This window comes from Pseudomonas mercuritolerans, assembly GCF_025706525.1.
GTDB lineage: Bacteria > Pseudomonadota > Gammaproteobacteria > Pseudomonadales > Pseudomonadaceae > Aquipseudomonas > Aquipseudomonas mercuritolerans.
The window spans coordinates 641,756-665,547 of the sequence record NZ_JAMSHA010000001.1 but is presented as its reverse complement, the minus strand read 5'-3'; the positions used below and the strand labels follow the sequence as shown (position 1 = coordinate 665,547).

The 23,792-nt window shown below is 59.6% G+C and carries 22 protein-coding genes; 12 read left to right on the top strand and 10 right to left on the bottom strand.

Annotated elements, in window-relative coordinates; all coding sequences use genetic code 11:
* Nucleotides 1-391: 391 nt before the first annotated feature.
* From ND528_RS02940 to ND528_RS02910, 7 genes are all read left to right on the top strand, one after another.
* A complete protein-coding gene (locus ND528_RS02940; RefSeq protein ID WP_217851041.1) occupies nucleotides 392-823 on the top strand; it encodes a LexA family protein in 432 nt (143 codons plus the stop codon).
* The gene (locus ND528_RS02935; RefSeq protein ID WP_263469636.1) at nucleotides 810-2,090 is read left to right on the top strand and encodes a Y-family DNA polymerase; all 1,281 of its coding nucleotides are present in this window, start codon (nucleotides 810-812) and stop codon (nucleotides 2,088-2,090) included. The genes ND528_RS02940 and ND528_RS02935 overlap by 14 nt, the downstream gene beginning before the upstream one ends.
* Before the next feature lie 71 nt (nucleotides 2,091-2,161).
* On the top strand, nucleotides 2,162-2,482 hold the full coding sequence (locus ND528_RS02930; RefSeq protein WP_016773801.1) for a YbjQ family protein: 321 nt from the start codon (nucleotides 2,162-2,164) through the stop codon (nucleotides 2,480-2,482).
* Between the two features lie 189 nt (nucleotides 2,483-2,671).
* Complete coding sequence (locus ND528_RS02925) at nucleotides 2,672-2,860, top strand: hypothetical protein (protein ID WP_024012286.1); 189 nt, start codon at nucleotides 2,672-2,674, stop codon at nucleotides 2,858-2,860.
* A gap of 300 nt (nucleotides 2,861-3,160) precedes the next feature.
* The gene (locus ND528_RS02920; RefSeq protein WP_039763869.1) at nucleotides 3,161-3,532 is read left to right on the top strand and encodes a hypothetical protein; all 372 of its coding nucleotides are present in this window, start codon (nucleotides 3,161-3,163) and stop codon (nucleotides 3,530-3,532) included.
* Nucleotides 3,533-3,667: 135 nt separating this feature from the next.
* Nucleotides 3,668-4,087, top strand: coding sequence for a YMGG-like glycine zipper-containing protein (locus tag ND528_RS02915; RefSeq protein ID WP_024012287.1), 420 nt, complete (start codon nucleotides 3,668-3,670; stop codon nucleotides 4,085-4,087).
* Nucleotides 4,088-4,205: 118 nt separating this feature from the next.
* Nucleotides 4,206-4,373 carry a hypothetical protein gene (locus ND528_RS02910; protein ID WP_016773805.1) on the top strand — a complete coding sequence of 56 codons (168 nt, stop codon included), beginning with the start codon at nucleotides 4,206-4,208 and terminating at the stop codon, nucleotides 4,371-4,373.
* Nucleotides 4,374-4,447: 74 nt separating this feature from the next.
* On the opposite strand, the gene ND528_RS02905 is transcribed toward ND528_RS02910, so the two are convergent.
* Entirely contained in the window at nucleotides 4,448-4,876 is a 429-nt protein-coding gene (locus ND528_RS02905; protein ID WP_263469635.1) for a DUF6896 domain-containing protein, read from the bottom strand.
* Nucleotides 4,873-9,651, bottom strand: a complete 4,779-nt coding sequence (locus tag ND528_RS02900; protein ID WP_263469634.1) for an RHS repeat-associated core domain-containing protein — start codon at nucleotides 9,649-9,651, stop codon at nucleotides 4,873-4,875. The genes ND528_RS02905 and ND528_RS02900 overlap by 4 nt, the downstream gene beginning before the upstream one ends.
* A gap of 239 nt (nucleotides 9,652-9,890) precedes the next feature.
* Between ND528_RS02900 and ND528_RS02895 the strand changes: the two genes are divergently transcribed.
* The gene (locus tag ND528_RS02895; protein WP_122705851.1) at nucleotides 9,891-10,586 is read left to right on the top strand and encodes an HAD-IA family hydrolase; all 696 of its coding nucleotides are present in this window, start codon (nucleotides 9,891-9,893) and stop codon (nucleotides 10,584-10,586) included.
* A gap of 62 nt (nucleotides 10,587-10,648) precedes the next feature.
* Here the strand turns inward: ND528_RS02895 and ND528_RS02890 are convergent, their stop codons facing one another.
* Nucleotides 10,649-11,395, bottom strand: coding sequence for a 3-oxoacyl-ACP reductase family protein (locus ND528_RS02890; RefSeq protein WP_016773811.1), 747 nt, complete (start codon nucleotides 11,393-11,395; stop codon nucleotides 10,649-10,651).
* A gap of 125 nt (nucleotides 11,396-11,520) precedes the next feature.
* Here ND528_RS02890 and ND528_RS02885 point away from each other — a divergent pair, with 125 nt between their 5' ends.
* Nucleotides 11,521-12,444, top strand: a complete 924-nt coding sequence (locus ND528_RS02885; protein WP_263469633.1) for a LysR family transcriptional regulator — start codon at nucleotides 11,521-11,523, stop codon at nucleotides 12,442-12,444.
* A gap of 107 nt (nucleotides 12,445-12,551) precedes the next feature.
* Here ND528_RS02885 and ND528_RS02880 read toward each other — a convergent pair whose 3' ends face one another.
* The 3 genes from ND528_RS02880 to ND528_RS02870 all read right to left on the bottom strand — a co-directional run bounded on the left by ND528_RS02880 (nucleotide 12,552) and on the right by ND528_RS02870 (nucleotide 16,188).
* Nucleotides 12,552-13,280 carry an aspartate/glutamate racemase family protein gene (locus ND528_RS02880; protein ID WP_263469632.1) on the bottom strand — a complete coding sequence of 243 codons (729 nt, stop codon included), beginning with the start codon at nucleotides 13,278-13,280 and terminating at the stop codon, nucleotides 12,552-12,554.
* A gap of 54 nt (nucleotides 13,281-13,334) precedes the next feature.
* Nucleotides 13,335-14,873, bottom strand: a complete 1,539-nt coding sequence (locus ND528_RS02875; protein WP_263469631.1) for an NCS1 family nucleobase:cation symporter-1 — start codon at nucleotides 14,871-14,873, stop codon at nucleotides 13,335-13,337.
* A 574-nt stretch (nucleotides 14,874-15,447) separates the two neighbouring features.
* Complete coding sequence (locus ND528_RS02870) at nucleotides 15,448-16,188, bottom strand: phosphoadenylyl-sulfate reductase (RefSeq protein WP_073473953.1); 741 nt, start codon at nucleotides 16,186-16,188, stop codon at nucleotides 15,448-15,450.
* 165 nt (nucleotides 16,189-16,353) lie between these two features.
* On the opposite strand from ND528_RS02870, the gene thrH reads away from it, so the two are divergent.
* Nucleotides 16,354-16,971, top strand: coding sequence for a bifunctional phosphoserine phosphatase/homoserine phosphotransferase ThrH (gene thrH, locus ND528_RS02865; protein WP_016773816.1), 618 nt, complete (start codon nucleotides 16,354-16,356; stop codon nucleotides 16,969-16,971).
* Between the two features lie 85 nt (nucleotides 16,972-17,056).
* Here the strand turns inward: thrH and pabB are convergent, their stop codons facing one another.
* The 4 genes from pabB to rloA form a co-directional block, all read right to left on the bottom strand.
* A complete protein-coding gene (gene pabB / locus ND528_RS02860) occupies nucleotides 17,057-18,400 on the bottom strand; it encodes an aminodeoxychorismate synthase component I (protein ID WP_137215834.1) in 1,344 nt (447 codons plus the stop codon).
* 213 nt (nucleotides 18,401-18,613) lie between these two features.
* Nucleotides 18,614-19,600 carry an alpha-L-glutamate ligase-like protein gene (locus ND528_RS02855; protein ID WP_016773817.1) on the bottom strand — a complete coding sequence of 329 codons (987 nt, stop codon included), beginning with the start codon at nucleotides 19,598-19,600 and terminating at the stop codon, nucleotides 18,614-18,616.
* On the bottom strand, nucleotides 19,600-21,135 hold the full coding sequence (gene rloB, locus ND528_RS02850; RefSeq protein ID WP_016773818.1) for an osmotic stress tolerance membrane protein RloB: 1,536 nt from the start codon (nucleotides 21,133-21,135) through the stop codon (nucleotides 19,600-19,602). Before rloB ends, ND528_RS02855 begins: the two co-directional genes overlap by 1 nt.
* A gap of 5 nt (nucleotides 21,136-21,140) precedes the next feature.
* Nucleotides 21,141-21,677: a retropepsin-like aspartic peptidase RloA gene (gene rloA, locus ND528_RS02845; RefSeq protein ID WP_041479149.1), complete on the bottom strand. Its 537-nt coding sequence runs from the start codon at nucleotides 21,675-21,677 to the stop codon at nucleotides 21,141-21,143.
* A 404-nt stretch (nucleotides 21,678-22,081) separates the two neighbouring features.
* Here rloA and ND528_RS02840 point away from each other — a divergent pair, with 404 nt between their 5' ends.
* The gene (locus ND528_RS02840) at nucleotides 22,082-22,804 is read left to right on the top strand and encodes a GntR family transcriptional regulator (protein ID WP_178083610.1); all 723 of its coding nucleotides are present in this window, start codon (nucleotides 22,082-22,084) and stop codon (nucleotides 22,802-22,804) included.
* Entirely contained in the window at nucleotides 22,801-23,691 is an 891-nt protein-coding gene (gene prpB, locus ND528_RS02835; RefSeq protein WP_041479146.1) for a methylisocitrate lyase, read from the top strand. Before ND528_RS02840 ends, prpB begins: the two co-directional genes overlap by 4 nt.
* Nucleotides 23,692-23,792 lie beyond the last annotated feature (101 nt).

Genomic DNA, 23,792 nt, shown 5'->3' with positions numbered 1-23,792 from the left:
GACGCGTTTTTCCTCTGGGACAGCGATGGGACAGATCTGGGACAGATTTTGAACAGGCGACCGGGCTGCAGCCCTTATAAACCGGGGGGGTAGGTTCAAAAAATCGAAAACGGGTAGTTTCGAATCTCTCCTTCACCGCCACATTCAGTAAACACAAACCCCTGATTTTCCTAGAGAAAGTCGGGGGTTTGTGGTTTTTGGCGTATGGAAAAGGGTGATGTGGGCCCGTTGGTGCTCGGCATCCATGAAGTGTGCTTTGGTGATCATTCTCTCTCCAAAGCTATGCAAAACCCTGTCACCCGTCGAAATCTCCTACACGCCTCATTGACCCCCCGAACCGTCCCGAGTTTACTGTATGCGCATACAGTAAATTCACTATCAGGTTCGTATCATGAGCGTCACCATCCTCGGCCCTTTGTCAGGCGCGGGCGAACAGCTTGCGCTGTATTCGTTTCGGATTCCCGCCGGATTTCCTTCGCCTGCGGCTGATCACATTGAAAAGCACATTTCGCTGGACGAGGTTTTCGACATTCGTGCACCGCACGTTTATCTGGCGAAGATCGAAGGCGAAAGCATGCAGGACGCCGGGATATTTTGCGGTGATCTGGTGATTGTTGATCGCAGCCTAAATGCCGAGCACGGCGATATCGTCATCGCCGGTCTCAACTCCGAACCCATCTGCAAGCGCCTGCACATGCGCGATAACACCGTCATCCTTCTTTCGGCCAACAGCAAATACCCGCCTCGCTACGTGATGGAAGGGGATGAGTTGGTGATCTGGGGCGTGGTCACTTACAGCGTGCGCGACCATGGCAAATCGTGAGCAGGTTTTCGCGCTGATCGATTGCAACAGCTTCTATGCCAGCTGTGAGCGAGTGTTCCGGCCCGATCTGGCGAAGACGCCGATTGTCGTGCTGAGCAATAACGATGGCTGCGTGATCGCGCGCAGTTATGACGCCAAGCCCTTTGTGAAAATGGGCGCGCCGTATTTCCAGATTCGCGATGATTTGCGCCGCCATGGCATTCAGGTGTTCAGCAGTAATTACGCCTTGTACGGCGACATGAGCGAGCGGGTGATGACGATCATCGAATCCATGGTGCCGGCCGTCGAGGTGTACAGCATTGATGAGGCGTTCGCCGATCTCAGCGGCATCCCTGGGGACCTGACCGCGTTTGGCCGCACCATCCGCTCCGCCGTTTATAAACGCACCGGCATCCCGGTCGGCGTCGGCATCGCCCCCACGAAAACGCTGGCCAAGCTCGCCAACCACACCGCCAAACGCCTGCAAGCGCATACCGGCGGCGTGGTCGACATCTGCGATCCGTCCAAGCGCGACTGGGTGCTGCGCAATACCGATGTCGGTGATGTTTGGGGCGTCGGGCGGCGGATGAAAGCTCATCTGGAAAGCATGCAGATCAGAAGCGCGATGGACCTGGCGAAGGCCGATCCGTGGACGCTGCGGCGCAAGTTCAGCGTGGTGATCGAGAAGACCGCGCGCGAACTGGGTGGCACATCCTGTCTGGAACTGTCCGAGACGGAACCGCCGAAGCAGGAAATCTGCAGCAGCCGCATGTTTGGCAACCGTTTGACTACCATCGAACCGATCAAGGAAGCCGTGGCGACTTATGTGCATCGAGCGGCGGAAAAGCTGCGCGCGCAGAATTCGCTGTGCAAAAAGATCCGCGTGAGTATCCGCACCGGCATGTTTAATCCCGAGGAGGCCAAGTACGCCAACGGCGCGCTGATCGAGCTGCCTTATCCGACCAATGATGTGCGATTGCTGAGCAAGGTGGCGAGCGAGGCGGTTGATCGATTGTTCCGGCCGGGATTCAAGTACAGCAAGGCTGAGGTGCTGTTGATGGATCTGCGACAGCCCGGAGAATTTACCGAGGACCTGTTTGCACAGTCCCAACCTCAAGCGGCGGAGAGGGTGATGGGCGTGCTGGACCAGATCAATCAACGCTGGGGGCATGGAACATTGCGAGCGGGGAGCGTGCCGGCGGATCCTGCCTGGGGCATGCGGCGGGAGATGATGAGTGCGAGTTTTACGACGAAGCTGGATCAATTGTGGGTCGTTAAATGTAATTGAAGCAACGGGTGCCAGGTCTGGTGCCGCGCTACAATCGCCGCCTTCACTTTTGCAGTAAAGGGACGACTTTCATGATCATTTCCACCACTCATTCCGTAGAGGGGAGGCAGATCACTGCCTATCTGGACATCGTCAGCGCCGAGTCTGTGCAGGGCGTCAACGTGATCCGCGATATGTTCGCCGGCATGCGCGACTTCTTTGGCGGGCGGTCGCAGACGTTGGAGCGGGCTCTTAAAGAAGCACGCATTCAGGCCACCGACGAACTGAAGGATCGGGCGCGGGCATTGCAGGCTGACGCGGTGGTCGGCGTGGATTTTGAGATCAGCATGCCGGCAGGCAAGGGTGGCATGGTTGTGGTGTTTGTGACCGGAACGGCTGTGAAGCTGCGTTGATCATTGCCGTCAAGCCAAAGCCGATCTGCGAGTGAGCGCTGATTGCAGCGTTTGATCCATTCGTCGGTGATCAACGTCGCTGGACGGCAAGTCCAGTAATGACCGACTAGTCTCAAAATCGCTGAGGGACGATATTTTTCAGGCAAAACTGTTTTGCCGGTGTCGGCCCGGTTGCGTAGGGGAGAGGCTATGTCAGGTCCATTTATAGAAGATGATGGCGCTGAGTTTTCATTCAACAACTGTGTGCGCTGCGGTCAGTCGGAGTATCAGTCGGGGTTTGGCGAGGATCCGGTCAGCATCGGAAAAATCAAATCTACAGCCCCGAAAGGGCCGAAAGCGAAATTCCTGCCCAAGGTCACGGCAAGGACCAGAAAGTGATTTCATCCCGTACCCCGTCACTGAACGGGGTTTTTTATGTGCGCAGGAATGAGGGGGCGGGCGTTGACATTAATGTCGGTTTTTTTTCACAAACTTTTCACGTTGGCCAACGTAGTGTGAAGCCATCCGTTAGAAAGCAAGTCTCCAGCCCGTCTCCCCAGCGGGCTTTTTTTTGCCCGGCATAAAACCTTTTCCCTGATCGCGGTCCAATCGACGCTGTCGCCGGCGTCTGGACTTTCCTGCGCCGAGCGCATTAAATCCCGCTCCTTCTCGTCATCCCGTTTATTTGAGGTTTTCGTCATGCGTTTAACACTGCCTGCTCTGGTTCTTGGCCTTCTGTTTGCTCAAGGCGCGATGGCTGCCGGTGACGGCACCGCGGCGCTGGGCGGTGGCCTGGGCGGCGCGCTGGGTAACGTGGTCGGTCAGAAAATGGGCGGCAGCACCGGTGCCGCCATTGGTGCTGGCGTCGCGGGCGCAGCGGGCAGCGCAGTCGCCGCACGCAAGGGCAGCCGCACCAAAGCGGCGATCGGTGGCGGTGTCGGTGCAGCCGGTGGTTCGGTGATCGGCAACAGCCTGGGTGGCCGCAACGGCGCCACCATCGGTGCAGGTCTGGGCGGCGCGGCCGGCGGTGCCGTCGGCAGCAACCTGGGCAAAGGTCACAAGCGCCACTGAGACTGATTGCCTGTCAGAAAAAGCCCGACTCGATGTCGGGCTTTTTCATGGCTGAACGTTTCGTGCGAAATCATCTCCAATCTGCATACGCCCCGCTTGGGCGGATTGTCCCGTTTCGGGAACTGCGAGGTTCATATGCGATTGTCATTATCTGCACTGTTTTTTGGCTTGGTCGTGGCGCAGGGCGCGATGGCGGCCGGAGATGGCACCGCTGCCGTAGGCGGTGGTCTCGGCGGTGCGCTGGGTAATGTGGTTGGCGGACAACTTGGCGGCAGCACGGGCGCAGCGGTCGGCGCAGGTGTTGGCGGCGCGGCGGGCAGTGCCGTCGGCGCGAACAAACGCAACCGCACCGAAGCCGCGATTGGCGGCGGCCTTGGCGCGGCAGGCGGCTCGGTCGTCGGCAACAGCCTCGGCGGCTCCACCGGCTCCGCCATTGGCGCAGGCCTTGGCGGCGCAGCAGGCGGCGCAGTAGGTAACAATCTTGGCGACGACGACGGCGGATCTCATTCCGGCGGCCACAAGCACAAGAACAAACACAAAAATAAACATCGCTGATTGATCAACGGAAACCCGGTCTGGTGCCGGGTTTTTTGTGTCTGGCCGTCAGGCAGAGGAACGATTGGCGGCAGGGCTTTTCGAACGTCATACATCCCACACGCTCAAGAGGTGCGCCATGACTCCTGAAACCGAAGGCAAAGAAGAGAAGGGTCCGAGTGGATTGCCGTTTATCAATGATCCGGGTAATGAAGATCCGGGCTCGCTGATGGATGATGCGACGGTGCCGTTGAATGATGCGGATGAGGCGGATATGGAGTATGAAGAGGATGGGGATGAGCAGTGAGGAGAGTAGGGTGGATTGAAAGTTTGGATTTGGTTTTGAGGGCCTGAGTAAGCAGGCCCTTTTTGTGGTGAAGTCTAATCGATTTCTTTTGAGTCGGCTAATACATATAGGTTACTTATGGCTGACAATTTTTTTATTTTTTTTAGATTTATATATTCTTCTAACTCTTTTTCGATAATTTTTTTGTCGCAATATTTTTTATACTTTGATGGTCTCTCGCGAGCGAAGTTGTAAAGGCGCCAAACATCAAATCCATTGATTTCACCATTAGGGCCATAGTTAAAATCTACACTTCCGGTCGATAAGTTGATTCGGCAGCCAATGCCATGCAATTCATATTTAACGCCTCGGGTGACCCTCCCGCATCGCTTTATTGCCTTGGTGCGCCAAAGCCGTCGAATATCTCGAGTGCCAAATTTTTTCTCAAATACCAGAGTGCTGGACTCAACCATAGCGATAAAATCATTTATCAGGATTTCCAAAGTTTCACTTTGTTCACTCATCTTCTTCTGCGATGCTCCAATCTGTCTAAACCTACGTTGTTTGCTGACTCTAGTACATCTTCAATGCTGTTTAGAGTTCTGTCGTATTTTATGAGATCGGTTATGAGTCTGATTGTCACATTGGTCGAAGTTTGCCGTGCAGCTGCTGCGCGATGGTGTCCGTCCAGAATGTATAAATTCCCGTCATGTTCTATGACGTCGATAGGTTCCACTGAGTCGTATCCGTTACGCATTTGGCTTTTATAGTCCTCGACTGTCTTGGTTGAGGTCTTTCCCTCGATTGTATGTACTCTTTTCAAAGTTTGTGGATCTATATCGTGAGCAATGGCCGGTACATCCGGCTCCCCCTCATCAACTTTAGCCGCACCAATCCCACCCGGAACCTCACACCCAGGCTTCTTCGGCGGCGGGCAATTGGAGTTCAACCCCAACGGATCCACCCACCCCGTCGGATTCGGCACGTACTGGTACTGATTCAACCCACCCGCGAGCTTCACCGGGTCCGGGGTCAGATACCGCCCTAACCTAGGGTCGTAATACCGATGCCGGTTGTAGTGCAGGCCGCTTTCCGCATCGAAATACTGCCCCTGAAAGCGCAGCGGTTGATCCAGATAGTCTTCGCCGGCGAGGGTGACGGCGGCGACTTTGCCGTAGGCGTCGTATTGCGCGGACCAGACGATTTCGCCGCTGTAGTCGGTGAGTTCCTGCGGGGTGCCGAGGTGGTCGAGTTGGTAGTAGAACGGGCAGGCCTTTTTCGGGCCTTTGCCGTCGAGCATCGCCAGTGGGCGGAAGGTGCCGGGTTCGTAGAGGAAGCTGCGGTATTGGCTGGCGCTGCTTTCCGCGACGAGGTGCTCGCCTTGCCAGAAGAATTCGGTGACGGCGCCATCCACAGTTTTGCGGATGCGCCGTCCGACGGCGTCGTATTGATAAGTGGCGGTCTGGCCGTCGGGGCGGGTCAGGCCGATCAGGCGGTGCTGGCAGTCGTAGCGGTATTCGGTGACCAGGGTCTGGCCGTGGCCACGGCGTTCGCGGATCAGGTTGCCGAAGGCGTCGTAGTCGTAATGGCGGTCGCCTTGCATCAGCAGGCGATTGCCTTTGATTTGCGCGGGACCGGGGCGGTCCTGCATCAGCAGGTTGCCGGCCGGGTCGTGGGCGAAGGATTCGGGCAGTTCGTCGCGCGAGTGGCGTACGCGGATCAGCCGGTCGAGGGCGTCGTAGCCGTAGGTGCGCTGGCCGTGCCGACTGTCGGCGATGTGCTCGAGATTGCCGTTGGCGCTGTAGGCATAATCGCGGCGGTACAGCGAGGCGTGGCGATGGCCTACAGCGTGGGCGAGCAAGCGGCCCTGATCGTCGTAGGAATATTCGCTGAGCAGCAGACCCTGCTGGCGTTGCTGTTCGCGACCGCAGTGGTAGACGTGGCGCGTGAGCGGCGTGCCGTTGAGGTCGATAGCGCTCAGCGCACCGCCCTTGGCGTAGTGATAGTCGAGCTTGCTGTTGTCCGGCAGGCGCAGGCGTTTGAGCTGGCCGCAGGCGTCATAGGCGTAGCGCAAGGTGCCCCAGCCCTGATGCTCGGTGATCAAGCGATCCTGACGGTCGTACTCGAAGGCCAGCGGATGGTTCTGGCCGTCATCGACGGCAACCAATCGACCGAGGCGGTCGTAGTCGTAGCGGACTTTGATCCCGTCTGGCAGGGTTTTGACGAGCAAACGCCCGGCCCTGTCGCGCTCGTATTGGGTAACCAGACTGGGGCCGAAATCACCAAACTCAGTCTTTTCCAGCAGGTGCCCGTTGAGGTCATAGGCATACGCAGTCCGGCGCCCATCAAACCCGGTTTCCTGTCGGATCAATCCGGTCGGCGTGTAATCCAGTCGGTACTTTTCACCCGATTCGTTTTCAATCTCGGTCAGCAGCAACCGCGCATGGTCGTAGCGGTACTGCACGCGGGTGCCGTCGGGGTTGATGCGCCGCGAGACCAGGTGCAGATCATCGTCATATTCATAGCGGGTGATGCGCCCGAGTTCATCGCGCTCAGCGGTGATCTGGCCGTAGGCGCCATAGCTGTAGGCGCGCGTGCTTCCCGTAGGAGAAGTCGTCAGGATCAGTCGGCCGGCGGTGTCCCACTGCTGACGACTGACAACACCAAATTCGTCCTGAGTGGTAATCCGCCGGCCCAGCGCATCGTAGGAAAAGCGCCGCACACCGCCGTCGGGCAGGGTTTCTTCGATGAGCTGACCGAGCTCGTTCCACACCCAGCGGTGGCGGCTGCTGTCCGGATAGCGCAGCGACAGCAACTGCCCGCGCAGGTTGTAGTAGTAATGCGTGACCTGGCCGTCGGGATCGACCGCTTCGGTGACGGCGCCTTCAGCGTTGCGTCGATAGATCCACACCGCATCACCACGGCAACGCTTGTAGAGAAAACCGTTGCGGTACTCGTAGGACGTTGACGCATCGTCCGGCGGAATCAGCGCGATCAGCCGTCCGAGTTCGTCGTAGCGGTATTCGGTGACCGCGCCCAATGCATCCTGCTCGGCGATCAACCGGCCCTGCTGGTCATAAGCCTTGAGCTGCTCGCCGCCATCCGCCGCGACCTGGCGCACCAGCCGCGCGCGCTCGTCGTGGACGTAGACTTCTTCGGTACCGTCGACGTAATGCACGGTCACGCTGGCGTCGTCATCGTTCCAGACGTAACGGGTGTTCATCTGCGAGAACGAAGCCCAGTGCCTCACGCAGCGGGCGGCTTTGCCTTCGCGCTGCCACTCCCAGAAAAAGCTCGCGCCGCCGGTCAACTGGCGCTGGAGGATGACGTGGTGGTCGTCGTAGTCGTAGCGCTCGCTGTCGCCGACTGCGTTGGTCGCGATCAACAGGCGTTGCCGCGCATCGAAGCTGTAGGTGGCGAGGTTCTGCTCGGTGGTCCACTCGCCCTGAACAAAAACTTGGTAATCGACCGCCACTAGTTGCGTGCGGTCATAACGCAACAGCAGGGCGCGGCCGGCGCCGTTGTCCAGGCGCTGAATGCGGTCGGAGCGATCGCGTTGCAGGGTCAGACGATTACCGTAGACATCGCTGATTGCGGTCAGCCGGCCGGCGCGAAAGTGATAGAACCGCGCGCTGTCGCCGGCCAGAGCCAGAATCAGTTCTTCCGGCTCATCACCGAGAAAGATCGCCGCTCGCGACAGGCTGTTGTGGATCGCCGGGCGCGCGACGTTGGGCAGGGGAAAACGAGTGCGGCGGTTCTCGTGATCGATCCAGATCACGCCATCGCTGTCGAAGGCCAGCCGATGGGCGAGCGTATGGCTCCAGCCGAAACCCAGGCCGATATCGATCTCGACCGCGCTGCTGCGGTACAAGCGGGTGAACTCGAAGGGCAGCACGCCGTCGAGCACCGCGTCGGTCAGGGTCAGCAGTTCTTCGCCGGTGACCATCGACACCGGGCAGCCGTTCTTGCAGGTGTTGGGCACGCAATCGGCGGCATCGCCGTTGGGGTTTTTTGCCTGGTCGGGGGCGTCGTCGTGGGGCTCGTGGCGCTCAAGACGCGCCATGCCTTGGGATTTTTCCCGCGCGAGTGGCGCCGGATTCGGCACGCGGAGCACCACCGCGTCGGCCTGGCGAATGTTCAGCGGAATCGATGGAGTCGGCTTCAGCTCCACCTCGCGCGCATGAAACATCAGCGGCTTCAGCGTGCTCGCGTGCTGCTTGAGTTCCGGCGTTGAAGTCAGCTCAGCCAGACGCAAGGCTGACGCGGCCAGCCATTCCCGCGCCCGTGGCGACTTGATTTTCGCCAGGACCTTGCTGCTCAAACGTAGCGATACGCCGGCCCCGCCCGCCACGCGCATCAACAGAAAGCTGATGAGCAACTCGGTGCGAACTTCGGCCACCACTTCGGCGAGGTATTGCGGCGGCAGCATCTTCAGCCAACTGGTGAAAGCAGCCAGATGAATGAACAGCAACGGCTCGTCGCTGAGCATCAACAAGGCGTTGGCAATCGCCTCGCTGGACGCCGCCAGCAGCGCCTCAAGTTCAACTTCGCTCAGGTATTCCAGGAGCTTTGCACTGTGCTCCTGCAGATCGGCGAGGAGAGCAAACAGTTGCTGGATGTCGTCCCAAACCCCGTTCAAAGCTTTTTCCAGACCGCGCCAATCGGCCCGCTGCAACTGCCCGTAACGATCAAGAAAACCGGCGCTGGAAAACTCCGTCCATTGCGGCTGAAAGCCCGTCCATTCGCCGCGCAGCCAACCTTCAAGACCGGCAATGACGCCTTCATATGAGGCATACAGGGTGCGGACATGGTCGGTAGAAACATCGGGAAAGAAAGTGACGCGGTAGCGCTGGCCGCGCATGCAATCGGTCACCTCGAGGATCCCGCTCGGGCCGATGGTGTGGCGCAGCGGCTGGCCGAAGGTCTGTACGCCGTCGACTTCGCTGAGTAGCGGTTCGAGGGTCACCGGGGTGTCGCCGATCGGCACAAAGCGCGCCGCTTCAAACATGTGCACCAAGGTCAACGGACCGCTGGCCGAACACATGACCACCGATGAACTGATGGGGGCGCGCGAGGTGATGGGCGCGCTCAGTTGCACGTCATTGCCAACCTTGAACACTTGCTCGATGTCCAGCGCCGTCCCGCTCCAGAATTGCTCCGCCCAGGCGTCGTAGTGGTTCAGGCACAGGCGGAACTCATCGATCAGCGCTTCGAAATCTGGCTGCCGGGGATTCAGGGCGGCTACTACCAGCAGTCCGATGCTGTTGTTCAGGGCCAGGAGCCGATCGGGTTGAAACATTCGCAGTCGCTCGCGCATATGAAGAAACAGGAGCGCGGACTTTGCGGGGGATCAAAAAGGAAAGAAGTCGGGGAAGTAGGCAGTGTCTGTAGGAGTTTTCGCTAAATGCGAAAAGGCGTCGATGGCATTGCCCGTTGCTCAATGTCCATCGGCCTCGCTATGCTGCTGAACCCATTAATCAGATCCGCGTTGCGGCACGTTGCCTGTCGCCCGGGATGTCTTTGTTAACGGATCCGATGATGAATGCACCGCTGAAGACGTTCGGCCCGATCAAGGCTGTGATTTTCGATATGGACGGTTTGCTGCTCGACACCGAGGGCATTTACACCGAGGTCACCTCGCTGATTGCCGGGCGCTACGGGAAAACCTTCGACTGGAGCGTCAAACAAAACATCATTGGTCGCGGTGCCAATGACCTGGCCAATTACGTGGTGCAGGCGCTGGAGTTACCGATCACTCCGGAAGAATTTCTGCAGATCCGCGAGCCGCTGATGCGCGAGCGTTTCCCCAAGGCGCAGGCGATGCCGGGGGCCGAAGCGCTGGTGCGTCACCTCAAGGCGCACAACATCCCGATCGCAGTCGGCACCAGTTCGTCGCGCCAGTCGTTCGGGCAGAAAACCACCTTGCACCGTGAGTGGTTTGCGCTGTTCGATTTCATCGTCACGGCGGACGATCCGGAAGTCGGCGCGGCCAAACCGGCGCCGGACATCTTCCTCACCGCTGCCCGGCGCCTGGGCGTTGCACCTAAGGATTGTCTGGTGTTCGAGGACTCGCCGTTTGGCGTCACTGCGGCGAAGGCGGCAGGCATGACCGCAATCGCCATCCCCGACGCAGCGATGGCCGATGAGAAATATGCTCACGCTGACGGCATTATTCGTTCGCTGAAAGCATTTATGCCCAGCGCCTTTGGCCTGCCGACGCTGGAACTGGCTTGACCGTCGACACAAAAACGCCGCCCTTCCTATAAAGAAGGGCGGCGTTTTTTCTTGCCGATCTGTCAGGCGCCGAAACCACCGTCGATGGTCAGGCTGGCGCCAGTGATGTAGCCGGCTTCCGGCCCGGCCAGATAGGCGACGAAGCTGGCGATTTCATCGGCGGTGCCGTAACGACCGACGGCCATCAGCGGAATCAGGCTGTCGGCGAATTCGCCATGGGCCGGGTTCATGTCGGTGTCGACCGGGCCAGGTTGCACGTTGTTGATGGTGATGCCGCGTGGGCCGAGGTCGCGGGCCAGGCCTTTGGTCAGGCCGACCAGTGCCGATTTGCTCATCGCGTACACGCCGCCACCGCCGAAGGGCATGCGGTCGGCGTTGGTGCTGCCGATGTTAATGATCCGCGAGCCTTCGCCCATGTGTTTCGCTGCTTCCTGGGACGCAATGAACACGCTGCGCACGTTGATGGCCAAAGTCTGATCGAAATCTTCGAGTTTGAAATCTTCCAGCGGCGCGATGGCCAGCACGCCGGCGTTGTTGACCAGAATGTCCAGCCGGCCAAACGCTTCGACGGTGGCGCTGACGGCGTGGCGAATCGCGCCGGCATCGGCGCTGTCAGCCTTGATCGCCAGGGCTTTGCCGCCGTTGCCAGTGATGCTGTTCTGCAGTTCTTCGGCTTTGGCGGCGGAGCTGACGTAAGTGAAAGCGACGGCGGCGCCTTCAGCGGCCAGACGTTTGACGATGGCCGCGCCGATGCCGCGCGAACCGCCTTGAATCAGAGCGACTTTGCCGCTGAGGTGTTGAGTGGTCATGTTCGATCTCCAAGTGTTCAAGGCGGAATGCCTTGGTGTTGGTGCCGAGTATCGGCGTGGCATCGACAACCGGGTAGACCATGATTGCTATAGTCTGTGTAAACCAGAAGTTTATAGTGGCGATCATGGAAACGTTCAGCAGTATCGAATGCTTTGTGCGCAGCGCCGAAGTCGGCAGCTTTGCCGAAGCTGCGCGACGCTTGAGCCTGACCCCGGCCGCGGTGGGCAAAAGCGTGGCGAAACTGGAGGCGCGGCTCGGCGTGCGGCTGTTCCAGCGTAGTACACGCAGCCTGACCCTGACCGAAGCGGGGCAGCTGTTTTTGAGTGAAGTCAGCGCCAGCCTGACCACCATCCAGAATGCCGTGGCCAATCTGGCCAGTGCCGGTGGGCAACCGGCCGGCACGCTGAAAGTCAGCATGGGCACGGTGTTCGGCCGTCTGTATATCGTGCCGCTGCTCGGTGAGTTTCTGCGGCGCTATCCGGCGATCAACCCGGACTGGCATTTCGATAACCGTCAGGTCGACCTGATCGGGCAGGGCTTCGACGCGGCGATTGGCGGCGGCTTTGAACTGCCGCAAGGCGTGGTTGCGCGCAGGCTGACGCCGGCACATCGGGTGTTGGTGGCATCGGAGGACTATCTGCAAAAACATGCGCCGATCAGCCATCCCGATGACCTCAAGCAACACGACGGCATTCTGATTCGCTCACCGCAGACCGGGCGCGTGCGTTCCTGGCAACTGACTCATCGCGATCAGCAACACAGTCCGCTAACGTTGCGGGCGAGGATGACCATGAGTGATTCCGAGGCGGCGTGCGCGACGGCGATGCAAGGTTTGGGCATTGCGCTGGTGAGCATGCCGTTTGCGGTCCCGTATCTTCAAACAGGGACGTTACAGCGAGTGCTGCCGGACTGGTTTGTCGATGACGGCAACATTTCGATCTATTACGCCGAGCACAAATTGTTGCCGGGCAAGACCCGGGCGTTTGTGGACTTTGTGATTGAGCATTTTGCTGAGCAGGGATTGGGGCGGCGGTTTAGTGCCATCTAAGTAAGGCTTGGGACCGAGTCGTTTGCATTCGCGAGCAGGCTCGCTCCCACAGGGGTACGCATTCCAAATGTAGGAGTGAGCCTGCTCGCGATGCACGATAACTCGGTCTATCGAGCAAAGCGCTCCGCCCAGCCAATAATGTTCTTCGGCCGTGGCGTCGCATAGGTGCGCACCTTCGACGTCGACAACTTCAAGCGCACCAGCGATTCGGCAATCGTCACCGCCGCCGTCACGCCATCCACCACCGGCACGCCGGTGCGCCGACGGATCTGTTCATCCAGCCCGGCCATGCCGCCGCAGCCCAGGCAAATCACCTCGGCCTTGTCATGGGTCACCGCCAGTTCGGCCTGCTGCACGATCGCTTCCAGTGCGCGCTGCGGTTCATGTTCCAGCTCCAGAACCGCCAGACCACTGGCGCGCACCGAGGCGCAGCGATCCCACAGACCGGACAATTTCAGCCGATCCTCGATCAGCGGCACGGTGCGATCCAGTGTGGTCACCACCGAGTAGGCATGGCCGAGGAACATCGCGGTGCTGGCCGCCGCATCAGTGATATCTACCACTGGCACGTTGAGCAGTTCCTGCAAGCCTTCGCGGCCATGTTCGCCGTAGCCGGCCTGAATCACCGCATCGAAGGGTTGGTCGTAAGCCATCACCCGATCCATAACGGCGATGGCGGCCAGGTAGCTTTCGAAATTGCCTTCAATCGATTCGGCGCCGAAGTACGGGGTCAGGCCGACGATTTCGGTACCGGGTGAAGCGACGGCCTGCGCCGAGCGGGCGATGGCGTCGGTGATGGATTCGGTGGTGTTGACGTTGACCACGAGAATACGCATGGAAAATCCTTATTGCGGGCAGTGGTGCGGCCCGAAAACCGGGCCGCGAAGGGATCAGTGGCTGACGTTATCCATAGCGATGCATTCGCCGCTGACTTCGGCGTAATGCGTCTGGCGTTTGGCGATGATCAGGTAAAGCATGCCGGCGATACCGGCACCGATCAGCCAGGAGAACGGCGAGACGCTGTGGAAACCGGGCACCAATGCCAGGACGATGGCGATCAGCGCTGCAGGAATAAACGCCGCCACTGCGCGGAAATTGATGCCGCGGCTGTAGTAATAAGCGCCGTTGGGGTCTTCGCTGTAGAGCTGCGGCACGTTGATCCGGCCTTTGCGGATCAGCCAGTAGTCGACCATGATCACCCCGTACAGCGGGCCGAGCAGGGCGCCGAGGCCCGACAGGAAATACACGATCACCAGCGGGCTGTTGTAGAGGTTCCACGGAAGGATCAGCACGGCAATGGTCGCGCTGATCAACCCGGCGCGGCGGAAGGTCAGGTACTTCGGCGCCAGGTTGCTGAGGACGAACGCCGGGGCGACGAAGTTGGCCATGATGTTCACTGCGACGGTGACGATCAGAAAAGCCAGGCAGCCGAGCACCAGAAAGAATGTGTTGGGGATCGAGGCGATGATCTCGGTCGGGCTTTCGATGATTCGCCCGTTGATCTGGAACTGCGCGCCACACAGCAGCACGGTAATCGCGGCGAATACCAGAATGTTCACCGGCAAGCCCCAGAAATTTCCTACCTTGATGGTTTTGCGGCACGGCGAAGAACGGGCGAAGTCGCAGAAGTTGAGGATCAGCGTGCCGTAGATCGCCAGCCACAACGCGCCGCCGGCGAAGATGTTGCGCCACATCTCGCCACCGGTCAGCGGCTCGCGGATCGACCAGGCAATGGTCGCGTTGGCCTGGAAGTACATCCACCCGGCGAGAGCGGCAACGGTCAGCAGAATCACCGGCCCGGCAAACGCCTCGTAACGGCGCACCATCTCCATGCCGTAGGCGAGAATCGCCAGTTGCACCAGCCAGATTGCTACAAAGCACACCCAGCCCAGGCTCGACAGTCCCAGAATCGAGTTGTGATCGTATTCAGCGAAGCCCGGATGCACGGCAGTCAGCAAGACGCGGAATACCACCGAGGCGAGGTACGTCTGGATACCGAACCAGGCGATGGCGATAACCGCCCTGATCAACGCAGGAATTTGCGCACCGTGAATGCCGAAACTGATCCGGCTGATCACCGGAAACGGCACCCCGGTTTTCTGCCCCATGTAACCCGACAGATTCATGAAAAAGTACACCAGCGCCGCGCCGATCCCCAGCGACAACAGAATCTGCCAGCCACCCAGGCCCAACGCATACAGGCCGATGGCGAACGAGTAGTTGGCGATGTTGTGCACATCATTCGTCCACAGGGCGAAGATGCTGTACTGGCCCCAGCGTCGCCCTTCGGCTTTGGTCGGCGCCAGATCGCTGTTGTGCAGACGCGGGCTCAGTTGCAGCGGCTCGCTCAGTCCGTCATCGGGCAACGGTTGATCGAGCGTGGAGGAGGGCAGATTCAGCGCGATGTTATTCGAAAGACTTGTACGCATTCCGGCAGGCTCCTGACGTTCGCCACCGCGATGACTGTGCATGAGCGCTCAGGCTCGACAAATCTTCGTCGCGGCGGTGAAAACATCACTGGTTACGGGGCATCTGCAGCCTGTACGGGATAGGGCGCTTCAGGCTTGCGGATCGAAAGTGTGCATGCTTTGCAGTTTTGTATACAAAACATGTATGCGATAAAGCCAGATTTGTGCCAGTTGCCAATCTATAAGCGCCAGGGCTCATTTCGAATAGTTATCAATGCGGCATAAGTGGCTGAAAAACAGGCGATATAAATTGATCGATCGGGCAGGAATTTTTTTCAGGGGAGGGAGTTTGCAGAGAGGCAAGCGGATGGGGATTCTGCTGGAGAGTGTAACTTTTCAGGGCGTCAGAATTGAAAGTGCACACATAAATGGCACCGATGGTGACAACCTTGTGTACACCTTTTATGTGCCTGGCACATATCAATGTGGGAGCGAGCCTGCTCGCGAATGCGGTGGATCAGGCAACTGAAACGTTGACTGGAACGGCGCTATCGCGAGCAGGCTCGCTCCCACAGGTCTTTCTATAAATGGGGGATCAAACCTTGCTCTTGCTGATGATATTCCCGGCATGTAGCCCGCATTCTTTCTGCGTGGCTTCTTCCCACCACCAGCGGCCTTCGCGCTCGTGCTGGTTCGGCAGCACCGGGCGGGTGCAGGGTTCGCAGCCGATGCTGATGAAACCGCGCTCGTGCAAGCTGTTATAGGGCAGTTCGAGCATGCGGATGTAACCCCAGATCTCCTCGCTGGTCATCTGCGCCAGCGGATTGAACTTGTACAGGGTGCGTTCCGGTGTCGAGAACGCCGTGTCGATTTCCAGCACCGCCACAGCGCTGCGGGTGCCCGGGCTCTGATCGCGGCGCTGGCCGGTGGCCCAGGCTTTGACGTCGGACAGCTTGCGCCGCAGCGGTTCGATCTTGCGGATGCCGCAGCATTCGCCGTGGCCATCTTTGTAGAAACTGAACAAGCCTTTTTCCTTCACGAACGGTTCGAGTTTCGTGTAGTCCGGCGAGACGATTTCAATATCGATCTGGTAATGCTCGCGCACCTGCTCGATGAAACGGTAGGTCTCCGGATGCAGGCGGCCGGTGTCGAGGCTGAACACTTTGACGTTCTTGTTCAGCTTCCACGCCATGTCCACCAGCACCACGTCCTCGGCGCCGCTGAAAGATATCCACAAGTCATCGCCGAACTCGGCGAAGGCGAGCTTGAGGATGTCCTGGGCGGATTTGTTGGCATAGGTCGTGGCGAGTTCCACGACGTCAAACGTTGGGCTCATCAGGGCGGCTTCCTACAGGTCAATGGCGCTCGGGCGCTCTATAGGGGGCCGATGGTAACAAAAAGCTGCCGCGCCCGGGGCGTCCTCTGCGTTGCGCGCCTCGGGTGCAAACGCTAGAGTTCGGCCTCGCTTGACTCAAATAATCACTACAAACGGGAGTGTCTTGTGGAAATTGCTTGCCTGGATCTTGAAGGGGTACTGGTACCGGAAATCTGGATCGCCTTCGCCGAAAAAACCGGAATCGACTCCCTCAAGGCCACCACCCGGGACATTCCCGACTACGACGTATTGATGAAGCAGCGTCTGCGCATCCTCGATGAGCACGGCCTCAAGCTCTCGGATATTCAGGAAGTGATCGCCACACTGAAACCGCTGGACGGCGCGGTGGAGTTCGTCAACTGGCTGCGCGAGCGCTTTCAGGTGGTGATTCTCTCGGACACTTTTTATGAATTCTCGCAGCCGCTGATGCGCCAGCTGGGCTTCCCGACCTTGCTCTGCCATCGCTTGATCACTGACGAAAGCGGTCGGGTGACCGGCTATCAACTGCGTCAGAAAGATCCCAAGCGCCAGTCGGTGCTGGCGTTCAAGAGTCTGTACTACCGGGTGATCGCGGCGGGGGATTCGTACAACGACACGACCATGCTCGGCGAGGCGGATGCGGGGATTCTGTTCCATGCGCCGGATAACGTGATTCGCGAGTTTCCGCAGTTCCCGGCGGTGCATACGTTTGAAGAGCTGAAGCAGGAATTTCTCAAGGCCTCTAATAGAGAGTTGAGTTTGTAGTCGCCTGGAAGGACGTCTTCGCGAGCAGGCTCGCTCCCACATTGGAATGCATTTCCCTGTGGGAGCGAGCCTGCTCGCGAAGTTTTTAGAGGTTCTGCAGGGTATCGAGCAGGATCCGCACTTTGGTCATCGACTCCTGATACTCCGCCTGCCAGTCCGAATCGGCGACGATCCCGCCGCCGCCCCAGCAGCACACCTGGCCATCCTTGACCAACAGACTGCGAATGGCGATGGAGCTGTCCATCTCGCCGCGTACGTCCAGATACAGCAACGAGCCGCAATACAGACCGCGCCGGGTTGGCTCCAGCTCGTCGATGATCTGCATCGCCCGAATCTTCGGTGCGCCGGTGATTGAGCCGCCGGGGAAACTGCCAGCGATCAGGTCGAGCGCATCACGATCCGTCGCCAGTTCACCGGTCACGCTGCTGACCAGGTGATGCACGTTCGGATAGCTTTCCAGGCTGAACAACTCCGGCACCCGCACCGAGCCGATGCGGCAGGTGCGCCCGAGATCGTTGCGCAGCAGGTCGACGATCATCAGGTTTTCCGCGCGATCCTTGGGGCTGGCCAGCAGTTCGGCGGCGTTGGCGGCGTCTTCGGCTGGGGTGACGCCACGGGGGCGGGTGCCCTTGATCGGACGGGTTTCGACTTGGCGCTGGCTGACTCTGACGAAACGTTCCGGTGACAGGCTCAGCACTGCGCCGCCGTCGGGCAGGCTCTGGAACCCGGAGAACGGCGTCGGGCAGGCCTGACGCAAAGCGCAGTAAGCCAGCCACGGATCGCCCTGGCATTCAGCACGAAAGCGTTGCGCGAAGTTGACCTGATAGCAGTCGCCGGCCTGGATGTAGTCCTGAATGCGTTCGAAGGCCTGACGGTAATCGTCGGCCGAGAGATCAGCGGCCATGGGGGCGTTGAGTTTGAAGGGCGCCAGCGCGTTAACTTGAGGCTGAGTGAACAGCGCGACCAATCGCTGCCGTTCACTGTCGACAAGCGTTGGATGAAAGACCAATTGGCTGGTTTGCCCGTGGTGATCGCTGATCAGCGCCCAGTCGTACAGGCCAAAACGCGCATCGGGCAGTTGCAGGTCATCCAGCGCCTGACTTGGCAGGTTTTCCAGATGCCGGCCGAAGTCGTAGCTCAAATAGCCGATCAATCCGCCGGCGAACGGCAATTCGGATCCGGCGGGCAACTGCGCTTCGCCCAAGCGGCTGAGGTGGTCACGCAGGCGCTGCAGAAGGTGCGCGCCGCTTTCCTCCGGCAACACCGCCAGTTGTTCCAGCGGCCAGGCGCTGAGCAAGTCATATCGGCCGCGTTCAGCGCTCGGCCGGCCACTGTCGAGCAGCACGGCGCCGGGGGCATTGCGAATGGCCGCGAAATAGTCGGCGGGATTGGCGCGGTAGGGCAGTGGGTGTACGGAGCAGGTCAACATGGGCGGGGCAGATCGGCCGTTGAGGCGGGGTGGGGATTGTAGTCCTCTGCGGGAATTGCTCCTAGAGGGGATGTCGGCGATTGGCAGATGGGCGGCAGGCTTGAGGCTCGTGTTGGCAGCAAGTCCGCTTTCGCGAGCAGGCTCGCTCCCACAGGGGATTGCATTCCAATGTGGGAGCGAGCCTGCTCGCGAAGGCCGCGACTCGATTCTGGATCAGCCCTCGACCGCAGGAATATGCCCAAACATTTCCTGAGTAAACGCCACCCGCTCTTCTACCGATTCCTTAACGCCACGCGCCTTCAGCTCTTCCAGCCGCGCTTCAACCGCATGGGTACGCAAGGTCAGGCCGCAATCGTTGGCGATCTGGATGTTCAGCCCCGGCCGCGCATTCAGTTCGAGAATCAACGGACCCTTTTCCTGATCGAGCACCATGTCCACACCGATATAACCCAGCCCGCACAGCTCATAGCAGCCGGCGGCGAGTTTCATGAAACCGTCCCAGTAGGGCAGTTGCACGCCATCCACCGCGTTGGTGGTGTCGGGGTGTTTGGTGATGATGTTGTTCAGCCAGGTGCCGCGCAGCGTAAGGCCGGTGGCGAGATCGACTCCGACGCCAATGGCGCCCTGGTGCAGGTTGGCCTTGCCGCCGGACTGACGGGTCGGCAGACGCAACATCGCCATCACCGGGTAACCCATCAGCACGATGATGCGGATGTCCGGCACGCCTTCGTAACTGATGCTCTTGAATATCTGGTCCGGGGTCACACGGTATTCGATCAGCGCGCGGTCGCGGTGGCCGCCCAGCGAGTACAGGCCGGTGAGGATGCTGGAGATGTGATGCTCCAGCTCTTCGTGGGCGAGGATCTTGCCCGACACCGTGCGATAACGGCCTTCGAAGCGGTCGGCGATGACGATGATGCCATCGCCACCCGCGCCCTGCGCCGGTTTGATCACGAAGTCGCTGCGCCCGCCGATGATCTCGTCGAGCTTGTCGATTTCCTTCTCGGTGGAGATCACCCCGTACAGCTCCGGCACGTGAATGCCGGCGGCAATGGCGCGTTCCTTGGTAAGGATCTTGTCATCGACGATCGGGTACAGGCTGCGCTTGTTGTACTTGAGCACGTAGTCCGCGTTGCGGCGGTTGATGCCCATGATGCCGCGCGCCTCGAGGGCCTTCCAGGTCTTCCAGAAACCGAACATCAGGCGTCAGCCTTCTTCAGGAAGGCCTTGAAACGCACCAATTCGGTCAAGCGGTAGCCGCGATAGCGACCCATCGCCAGCATGAAACCGACCAGAATCAGCAGGATCGCCGGGAAGGTAAACACGAAGTACACCAACTCCGGCACGGTCATGATCAGGTGCGCCAGGGAGGCGGCGAACAGCGTGCCGATCGCGACTTTCAGCGCATGGTTGGCGCCGCGTTCTTCCCAAGTAATCGACAGGCGTTCGATGGTCATGGTCAGAATCACCATCGGGAACAGCGCCACCGACAAGCCACGCTCAAGGCCAAGCTTGTGGCTGAACAGACTGATTGCCGCAATCAACACCACCACGAACGTCAGCACCACCGACAGGCGCGGCAGCATTTGCAGCTTCAGATGTTCGAGATACGAGCGCAGCGACAGGCCCAGCGCGGTGATCACCGTGAACAGCAGAATGCCGAAGCCCAGCTGCGTTTCGCGGAAGGCGAGGGCGATCAGCACCGGGGTGAATGTGCCCAGGGTCTGCAGGCCGATCAGGTTGCGCAGGATCAGGATCACCAGCACGCCGATCGGGATCATCACCATGATCATGAAGGTCTGCTGGGTCTGCAGCGGCAAGCCGTACAGCGAGTAATCGAGGAAGTTGGCGTCAGTGTTTTCGTCGGTCAGCTTGGCCAGACGAATCGCGTTCATCTCGCTGTTGTTCAGGCTGAAGGTCACGTTGGCTTTCTTGCCGCCGTCGACGGTGATCAGGTTTTCATCGCCGGTCCACCACAGCAGGCGGTCGGTCGGCAGGCCTTGCTCACCGGTTTCCGGGTTGAAGTACAGCCAGTCGTTGCCGTTGAAGCTGCGCAGCCACAGTTCGGGTGTCTGTGGCTGATCGGCGACGAGGCGGATGGTGTGGACTTTTTCCACCGGGACGTGGGCGATGGACAGCAGCAGTTCGACGATCTTGGCTTTGTGCGAAGTCGACGGATCGCCGGCCAGCAGCAATTTGACGTTATCGTCGTTGACATTGTTGACGCGCTTGATCGCCTCGCCAATAAAGGTTTCGACGTCGGCCGAGTGTTGGCGGATCGGCGCGAGCAGGGCTTCGGCGGCGATTTTTTCCGGGCCTTCGATGACCATGCTGTCACGGAAGGTCGGGCCTTTGACCTTGGATTTTTCCGCGGTGTAGCGCTTGGTCAGCACCAGACGGTAATACAGCGTCTGGTTGCCCTTGGCGCGACGGGCCGACCAGGTCACCTTGCGGTTGCCGTCGATGCGGTTCACCGCTACGCCGTAGTTATTGGAGATGAAGCTTTCGTTGAGACTGACGTAATCGCGGCTCAACGGCGGCACGAACATCTGGATCTTTACCGGATCCTTGGTGCTGGCGACGAACTCGACCTTGGCGTCGATGTTCCACAGGTCGTCGGTGGCGTCTTCGGTCACCGGGATGCCGAGCACGAAAATCTGATAGGCCGTAACCGAAACGCCCAGCAGCACCAGCACGGCGATCAGGATTTTCAGGTGGAAGGTTAGAGAACGCATGGAAATTACTCGGCGGTATGAGCGGCGATGGTGCAGGCAGGTTTGCCGGCAGCGTATTTAAGACTGGGGTCGACCAGCGCGTCGAAGCGTTTCAACGCCTCGGAGCCGATCAAAAGCGGGTATTGGAACGCACTTCGGTCGGTGAGGTTCACTTCGATGCTGCGCAATGCCGAACCCATGCAGATATCCAGTTCGATCACCGGACGGGCGGTGTACTGCTTGCCTTCTTCCGGATCGTAGTCGCCGGCACGGCGCTTGATCTTGCTGACCCGCGCCAGCGGCCGTTCGATGGGGTGCGAATGCGCGGTGTCGATGGCCAGGTAGAAACGTACCCAGGATTCACCGTTGCGTTTGAAGCGTTTGATGTCGCGGGCGCTCAGCGAGGCGGTTTTCGCCCCGGTGTCGAGTTTGGCCGCGACTTCGAGATTGATGCCGTCAAGCGAAGCGTATTCGTTGAGGCCATACACGGTTTTTTCCCCCGCGGCGGCGAGGCCGGGCAGGCAAAACAGAGCAAAAAAGGTGGGGAAAGGCTTGAGTCTCATAAATCCTGGTGCGCAGCGTTCCGTTATCGGTTCAGGTGCCCGCACAACCGTGCGCAAGCCCCTGCGTGTGCCTGGCAGCTTTTTATGGCAAGCCGTACTAAAGACCCGCAAATGCGGGCGGCATTCTAGCACGGTGGTTTTATGGCGCCAGCGCTTGCGCCGACCCATAAGCTGCAAGGGATGCCACCCTTGTGGGAGCGAGCCTGCTCGCGAAAGCGCTGTGTCATTCGATGCAGAAACCGACTGACCTGCCGCCTTCGCGAGCAGGCTCGCTCCCACATTAATAGATGAACGATTGGCTGCGCTTATTAGACGATTGTCGACAATACCTATTTATCCTTTGACTGATGCGGTCTTATTGGCTAGTTTTTGCCGCATTGGATTTAAAGGTGTCGACAATCATGCTGGATCAACTCGATCCCCCGGTCATCAATGGCGACGATTCCGAGACGCTGTCGGAAAACGTCTTCCGCCGTATCCAGGCGGCTATCGTCAAAGGCGAGATCGCCCCGGGCAGCAAGATCTCCGAGCCGGAACTGGCGCGTACTTATGGCATCAGTCGGGGGCCGCTGCGTGAGGCGATCCATCGTCTGGAAGGGCAGCGCCTGCTGGTGCGCGTGCCGCACGTCGGTGCGCGGGTGGTCTCGCTCAGCCATGCCGAACTGATCGAGCTCTACGAAATCCGTGAATCTCTCGAAGGCATGGCCTGCCGCCTCGCCGCCGAGCGCATGAGCGTCGCGGAAATCGACGAACTGCGCCGGGTGCTGGAAACCCACGAGCGCGATGCGGCGTTTCAGGCCGGCGTCGGTTACTACCAGCAGGAAGGCGATTTCGACTTTCATTACCGGATCATCCAGGGCAGCGGCAATCGCACGCTGACGCAGATGCTCTGCGGCGAGCTGTATCAACTGGTGCGCATGTACCGCATCCAGTTTTCCACCACGCCGAACCGCCCGCACCAGGCCTTCGCCGAACACCACCGCATTCTCGATGCCATCGCCGACCGTGACGGCGAGCTCGCGGAATTGTTGATGCGCCGCCACATTGGCGCCTCGAAACGCAACATCGCCCGTCACTACGAGGACGGCGCCCACAACAAGACAGCCACTGAACGAGGTGATGCATGACTTCCAACCTGAACACGCCGGGCCAGCGCTTCCGCGATGCGGTCGCCAGCGAGCATCCTTTGCAAGTGGTCGGCGCGATCAACGCCAACCACGCGCTGCTGGCCAAGCGCGCCGGTTTCAAGGCGATCTACCTGTCCGGCGGCGGCGTGGCCGCAGGCTCGCTGGGCGTGCCGGATCTGGGCATCACCGGGCTGGATGACGTGCTCACCGACGTGCGGCGGATTACCGACGTTTGCGACCTGCCGCTGCTGGTGGATGTGGATACCGGTTTCGGTTCGTCGGCGTTCAACGTCGCGCGCACCGTCAAGTCGATGATCAAGTTCGGCGCGGCGGCAATTCACATTGAGGATCAGGTCGGCGCCAAGCGCTGCGGCCATCGTCCCAATAAAGAAATCGTCAGCCAGCAGGAAATGGTCGATCGCATCAAAGCCGCCGTCGATGCCCGTACCGACGACAGCTTCGTGATCATGGCGCGCACCGATGCGCTGGCGGTGGAAGGTCTGGAATCGGCACTTGATCGCGCGGCAGCGTGCATCGAGGCCGGCGCCGACATGATCTTCCCGGAGGCGATTACCGAACTGGACATGTACAAGCTGTTCGCCAATCGTGTGAAAGCGCCGATCCTGGCCAACATCACCGAGTTCGGCGCAACGCCGCTGTACACCACCGAACAACTGGCCGGCGCCGACGTCTCGTTGGTGCTGTATCCGCTGTCGGCGTTCCGCGCGATGAACAAGGCAGCGGAAAACGTCTACACGGCGATCCGCCGCGATGGCACGCAACAGAATGTCATCGACACCATGCAGACTCGCATGGAGCTCTACGATCGTATCGATTACCACACGTTCGAGCAGAAGCTCGATGCGTTGTTTGCCGCGAAAAAATGATTGAAAGATCAAAAGATCGCAGCCTCGTTTCACTCGACAGCTCCTACAGGAACGCGGTCGATGTAGGAGCTGCCGAAGGCTGCGATCTTTTGCGAACAACA

Coding starts and splice junctions, on each gene's coding strand:
- ND528_RS02930 (WP_016773801.1), top strand. CDS start 2,162: ATGATCATTTCCACCACTCATTCCGTAGAGGGGAGGCAGATCACTGCC.
- ND528_RS02895 (WP_122705851.1), top strand. CDS start 9,891: ATGAATGCACCGCTGAAGACGTTCGGCCCGATCAAGGCTGTGATTTTC.
- ND528_RS02910 (WP_016773805.1), top strand. CDS start 4,206: ATGACTCCTGAAACCGAAGGCAAAGAAGAGAAGGGTCCGAGTGGATTG.
- rloA (WP_041479149.1), bottom strand. CDS start 21,677: ATGAGACTCAAGCCTTTCCCCACCTTTTTTGCTCTGTTTTGCCTGCCC.
- ND528_RS02875 (WP_263469631.1), bottom strand. CDS start 14,873: ATGCGTACAAGTCTTTCGAATAACATCGCGCTGAATCTGCCCTCCTCC.
- ND528_RS02935 (WP_263469636.1), top strand. CDS start 810: ATGGCAAATCGTGAGCAGGTTTTCGCGCTGATCGATTGCAACAGCTTC.
- ND528_RS02890 (WP_016773811.1), bottom strand. CDS start 11,395: ATGACCACTCAACACCTCAGCGGCAAAGTCGCTCTGATTCAAGGCGGT.
- ND528_RS02855 (WP_016773817.1), bottom strand. CDS start 19,600: ATGTTCGGTTTCTGGAAGACCTGGAAGGCCCTCGAGGCGCGCGGCATC.
- ND528_RS02920 (WP_039763869.1), top strand. CDS start 3,161: ATGCGTTTAACACTGCCTGCTCTGGTTCTTGGCCTTCTGTTTGCTCAA.
- ND528_RS02915 (WP_024012287.1), top strand. CDS start 3,668: ATGCGATTGTCATTATCTGCACTGTTTTTTGGCTTGGTCGTGGCGCAG.
- ND528_RS02880 (WP_263469632.1), bottom strand. CDS start 13,280: ATGCGTATTCTCGTGGTCAACGTCAACACCACCGAATCCATCACCGAC.
- ND528_RS02925 (WP_024012286.1), top strand. CDS start 2,672: ATGTCAGGTCCATTTATAGAAGATGATGGCGCTGAGTTTTCATTCAAC.
- prpB (WP_041479146.1), top strand. CDS start 22,801: ATGACTTCCAACCTGAACACGCCGGGCCAGCGCTTCCGCGATGCGGTC.
- ND528_RS02905 (WP_263469635.1), bottom strand. CDS start 4,876: ATGAGTGAACAAAGTGAAACTTTGGAAATCCTGATAAATGATTTTATC.
- ND528_RS02885 (WP_263469633.1), top strand. CDS start 11,521: ATGGAAACGTTCAGCAGTATCGAATGCTTTGTGCGCAGCGCCGAAGTC.
- pabB (WP_137215834.1), bottom strand. CDS start 18,400: ATGTTGACCTGCTCCGTACACCCACTGCCCTACCGCGCCAATCCCGCC.
- ND528_RS02940 (WP_217851041.1), top strand. CDS start 392: ATGAGCGTCACCATCCTCGGCCCTTTGTCAGGCGCGGGCGAACAGCTT.
- ND528_RS02870 (WP_073473953.1), bottom strand. CDS start 16,188: ATGAGCCCAACGTTTGACGTCGTGGAACTCGCCACGACCTATGCCAAC.
- ND528_RS02900 (WP_263469634.1), bottom strand. CDS start 9,651: ATGTTTCAACCCGATCGGCTCCTGGCCCTGAACAACAGCATCGGACTG.
- rloB (WP_016773818.1), bottom strand. CDS start 21,135: ATGCGTTCTCTAACCTTCCACCTGAAAATCCTGATCGCCGTGCTGGTG.